The organism is Longimicrobium sp., assembly GCF_036280135.1.
In the GTDB taxonomy this organism is placed as follows: Bacteria; Gemmatimonadota; Gemmatimonadetes; order Longimicrobiales; family Longimicrobiaceae; genus Longimicrobium.
Window position 1 is genome coordinate 1 of the sequence record NZ_DASURI010000021.1, and the last position, 4,720, is coordinate 4,720.

The following is a 4,720-nucleotide window of genomic DNA, read 5'->3' on the forward strand; positions in this document are numbered from 1 at the left end:
ACGTAGCGCGCGCTCCCTGCCCCGTCGAACGCCAGGCCGGCGAACCAGCCGTCCGTCTCGCCCGCCCCGCCGGGGGACGTGCCCGTCTTGCCGCCCAGCGTCCACGGCGCGTCGCCCAGCGCCTCGGCGGCGGCGGTGCCCGTGCCCCGGCGCACCACGTCGCGCATGGCGGACTGCAGCCGGCGGGCGGTGGCGGCGGACATCACCGGATGCCCCGCGTCGCGGCCGGCCAGCGCGGCGTCCACCGTGGGCGCCACCATCGTCCCGTCGTTGCCGACGGCCTGGAGAAAGCGCGCCACGTGCAGCGGCGTCGTCTCCACGTCCAGCATCCCGATGGCGAACCCATCCCACGCGTCGCCCGGGCCCACGCGGCCGCGCGCGGGGCTCATCCGCGCGCGGAAATCGGCGGAACGCGTGGCCCAGAACGCCGTGTCGCGTCCATCCGCCCCGTCCCCCGCGCCGAAGCCCATCCGCCGCACGCCGTTCAGCACGCCCTGCTCGCCCATGGCGTCGCGCAGGCGCAGGGCCATCGTTGCCGCGGCCGTGTTGCACGAGTGTACGAGCATCTCGGCGGGGCCGGCCAGCGTCGCCGGCGGCCGGGTGCTGTTGCGCATCACGCGTCCGGCGCCCACGTCCAGGGTGGCCGGGCACGGCAGCGCGCCGTCGCCCATCCCCTGCTCCCACCAGAGCGCGGACAGCACCAGCTTCCACACCGACGCGGGGAGCACCGGCTCCGTGAGCCCGCGCGCGTCATCGCCCGTGGCGGCGTAGGCCAGCACGGCGCCCGTCCGCACGTCCTGCACGATGGCGGACGCGCCCGGCGCGTACCCGGCCAGCAGGGTCCCCAGGGCGTTATCCACGTCCGGGCACAGCGTGGAGCCGGCGGCGGCGCTGGCCCCGGGGCACGCCGGCGTCCACGCGAGGTTGGACGCCGGCTCGCGCGCCTCCACGACGCGGCCCACGGCGGGCGCGGCCACGGCCAGGGCCAGCAGCAGCGCGAGCACGGCGGCGCCCAGGCGCGGCGGCGCGGGACGGGGCGCGGGCTGCACCAGGCGCCGCACGCGCGCCAGCAGCGATCCGCCGTTGGCCGCGACGGACAGCGCCGGCGCATCCTGCCGCAGCGCCTCCAGCGTGGCCAGCGCGCCCGCGTACTCCCGCACGCCCGCGAGCCCCACGGCCAGCTCGTCGCAGCAGTGCTCGCGTTCCGCGCGGATCTGCCGCCCCACGTACCACACCGCGGGGTGATGAAAGAGCAGCGTCTCGCAGACGGTCTGCAGCAGGTTGACGAGGTAGTCGTGGCGGCGGATGTGCGCCAGCTCGTGCAGGACCAGCAGCTCCAGCTGCCGCGGCGCAAGGCCCGTCAGGGCGCTCACCGGCACCAGGATCACGGGCCGCAGCCACCCCACGACGGTCGGCACGTGCACGAGCGTGGAGGCGAGCACGGCCACCGTCCGCCGCACGCCGAGCGCGTCGGCCAGGCGCCGGGCGGCGTCCGCCAGCGCGCGCGGCGGGGCGCTCGTGCCCATGCGCGTAAGGCGCTGCACGAACACCCACGCGCCGGCCAGCCGCAGGGAGAGCAGCGCCACGCCCACCAGCCACGCCGCCACAATCCATCCCAGGTACGCGTCCAGCGCGCCGCGGACGCGGGTTGAGACCTCCGCCACGTCGTCCGCGCGGAACCAGCGCGGTGCCACGTCGATGGACTCCGCGATCACGCCGCCGGGATCCGCATCTCGCGCCTCCGCGACGGCCCGGTGCGCGTCCGCCGACGCCGACTCGACCACGGCGGATTCCGCCCCCTCCCCGCCCCGCCACGCGACGACACCCGTGGCCACGCTCGTCGCCAGCATCAGCGCGAGGGTGGCGCAGGCGAGCGCGTACCGGTGCGTGGACGGCGCGCCGCGCAGCACGCGCAGCGCGAGCGCCAGCGCCGCGCCCAGCAAGGCGAACTGCCAGAGCGAGTGGACGAGCGCCCAGCCGACGGCCTCGGCGACGCGGGCGCTCATCGGCCGCCCTCCCGCCGCTCCAGCTCGTCCAGCAGGCCGCGGATCTGGTCCAGCTCCTCGCGGCTGGACGCGCGCGGGGCCAGCGCCTGCATCACCAGCCGGTGCGCGCTGCCGCCGAACGCCCGGTCAATCAGGTCCGTCACCAGCTGGCGCTGCGTGGTCTCGGGCGGGACGGCGGCGGCGTAGATGTGCGTGCGGCTGCTGTCGTCGCGAATCACCAATCCCTTGCCGTGCATGATCTGCAGGAGCTTGAGGACGGTGGTGTAGCCGGTCTCCGCGCCGGAGCCCAGCGCCTCGTGCACCTCGCGCACGGTGCTGGCGCCGCGGTCCCACAGGACGCGCAGCAGGCGGAGCTCGCCTTCGGTGGGCAGGGGCGGGGTGCGTGACATGGCGACGGGATCCCGGGTAGCGAACGTGCTCTCCCGCATCGGCGCGGGCCGCGGACGAATCATATACGAAGCAGTTCGTGGAGGGAAGTCCCTCCCCATTTTCCCGCTCTCCTATATCTTGCGAAACCAGGGGAATTGACATCTACGAAACCTGTCGTATGTTCGATCTACGAACTGTTTCGTACATCCACCGCGTACCCCAGGACCGCAGATGAAGCTGATCATCGTCCCCGCCCTGCTCGCGCTGGCCGCGCCGCTCGCGGCCCGCCACCTTCCCGCGCCGGCGGATGCGCTGCCGCGCGCCGCCGCCACCCCGGCCGACACCGCCGCGCTCCGTGCCGCCGTGCGCGAGGCCGAGCGGCAGACGGGCGGCGTCATCGGCTTTCACGTGCGGCACCTGGAGAGCGGCGAGACGTTCGGCGCGCGCGGCGGGGAGCCGTTCTTCCTGGCGAGCGTGCTCAAGGTGCCGCTGGCGGTACACGTGCTGCGGCAGGTGGAGCGCGGCCGCATTGGCCTGGACGACACCGTGCGCATCGACGCGGCGCGGCTGGTGTGGGGAGAAAACGCGTTTCGCCGGCGCCTGTCGGCCGGCACGCGCGTGACGGTGGCGCAGCTGCTGGAGGGGGCCATCTCCGACAGCGACAACACGGCGGCCAACGAGCTGCTGCACCTGGTGGGCGGACCGGCGGCCGTGACGGCGGACCTGCGGGAGATGGGATTCGCGCAGATCCGCATCGACCGCGACTACACGCGGCTGAGCGAGTACGGTCCGCTGGACGCGCGCGACACCGGCACGCCGGAAGCCGTCACCAACCTGCTGGCGGCGCTGTGGAGCGGCCGGCTGCTGGGCCCGGCGCAGACGCAGCGGCTGATCGGGTGGATGACGGACACGCGCAATCCCGAGGGCCGCATGGTGGCCGGCGTGCCGCGCGGAACGACCGTGGCGCACAAGACGGGCACGTGGACGGCGGATTCCGAGCCCCACACCCTCGCGCTGAACGACGTGGGCGTCATCACGCTTCCCGGCGGGCGCGGGCACCTGGCGGTCGCCGTCTTCGTCCGCAACGCGCGCGGGCAGATCGCACAGACGCAGGGCGCCATCGCGCTGGTCACCCGCGCCGCCTACGCGCAGTGGGCCAATGGCGCGCGTTGAGCAGGATCGTTCCCGTGCGGGCCGCACGAGCCGGCCCGCACGTTCACCCGAGCCGTACGAAGGACCGATGAGATCCGCATCCGCCCGCATCCCGACCGTCGCCGCGTCCCTGCTCGCGCTGTCGGCCACCGCCGCCGCCGCACAGCCCGGCGATCCGCTCACCCAGGCCTATTCCGCCGAGGACTGCTCCAGCTGCGCGGAGTGGAACGAGCCGCAGGCACCCGTAAAGCTGCACGGCAGCACGTACTACGTGGGTACGCGGGGGCTGGGCGCGGTGCTCATCACGTCGCCCGCGGGGCACGTGCTCATCGACGGCGCGCTGCCCAATTCCGCGCCGCTGATCCTGGAGAACATCCGCGCGCTGGGGTTCGATCCGGCGGACATCCGCCTCATCCTCAACTCGCACGCGCACTTCGACCACTCCGGCGGGATCGCGGCGCTGCAGCGGGCGTCGGGCGGGCAGGTGGCGGCGAGCGAGCCCAGCGCGCCCGTGCTGGAGCGCGGCACCTCGGATGCGGGCGATCCGCAGTACGGCGTGCTGCTGGGCTTTCCGCCTGTGGTGGACGTGCGGCGCTTCGCGGACGGGGAGACGCTGCGGGTGGGGCCCATCGCCGTCACGGCGCACCTTACGCCGGGGCATACGCCCGGGGGCACCACGTGGTCGTGGCGGTCGTGCGACGACGCGGGGTGCGTGGACATGGTCTACGCCGACAGCCAGACACCCATCTCGGCGGACGGCTTTCGCTACCTCGATCATCCGTCGCTGATTTCCGGGTTCGAGCGTGGTCACCGGGCGCTGGAGATGCTGCCGTGCGACCTCCTCGTCACGCCGCACCCCGCGGCCTCGCAGCTGTGGGAGCGGCTCGCGCGGGGCCCGCAGGGGCTGATCGACCAGACGGCGTGCCAGCGGTACGCGGCCAACGCGCGCCAGGCGCTGCAGCGCCGGCTGGAGACGGAGCGCGCGGGGAACTGAGCGGAAACGGCAGGCTCCGCGCGGGGCGCCCCCTCCGCTCGCGTAGGCTCGCACCTCCCCCAAAAACCCCTGGGGGAGGTTGGAAGAGCAGGGATTCTGCAGCCGCGACGGCCGGTCGCGGACCGGAGGAATCAGCAGGATGACGGCGTCCCTTGGTAGAGGGGCTGCTTTCGGCGAGGGGACGGGATCCGCGTTTTTT

The 4,720-nt window shown here is 74.3% G+C and carries 4 protein-coding genes; 2 read left to right on the forward strand and 2 right to left on the reverse strand.

What is annotated here, in order from left to right:
- The coding region (locus tag VFZ20_RS00550) for a M56 family metallopeptidase (RefSeq protein WP_329681858.1) at positions 1-2,006 on the reverse strand (2,006 nt) is incomplete at its 3' end.
- On the reverse strand, positions 2,003-2,395 hold the full coding sequence (locus tag VFZ20_RS00555) for a BlaI/MecI/CopY family transcriptional regulator (RefSeq protein ID WP_329681859.1): 393 nt from the start codon (positions 2,393-2,395) through the stop codon (positions 2,003-2,005). The genes VFZ20_RS00555 and VFZ20_RS00550, both read right to left, overlap by 4 nt.
- 211 nt (positions 2,396-2,606) lie before the next feature.
- On the opposite strand from VFZ20_RS00555, the gene bla (VFZ20_RS00560) reads away from it, so the two are divergent.
- Positions 2,607-3,548 (forward strand): class A beta-lactamase, encoded by a 942-nt coding sequence (gene bla / locus VFZ20_RS00560; protein ID WP_329681860.1) that lies wholly within the window; start codon positions 2,607-2,609, stop codon positions 3,546-3,548.
- A gap of 67 nt (positions 3,549-3,615) precedes the next feature.
- Positions 3,616-4,521 (forward strand): subclass B3 metallo-beta-lactamase, encoded by a 906-nt coding sequence (gene bla, locus VFZ20_RS00565; RefSeq protein ID WP_329681861.1) that lies wholly within the window; start codon positions 3,616-3,618, stop codon positions 4,519-4,521.
- Positions 4,522-4,720 lie beyond the last annotated feature (199 nt).

Coding starts and splice junctions, on each gene's coding strand:
- VFZ20_RS00555 (WP_329681859.1), bottom strand. CDS start 2,395: ATGTCACGCACCCCGCCCCTGCCCACCGAAGGCGAGCTCCGCCTGCTG.
- bla (WP_329681860.1), top strand. CDS start 2,607: ATGAAGCTGATCATCGTCCCCGCCCTGCTCGCGCTGGCCGCGCCGCTC.
- bla (WP_329681861.1), top strand. CDS start 3,616: ATGAGATCCGCATCCGCCCGCATCCCGACCGTCGCCGCGTCCCTGCTC.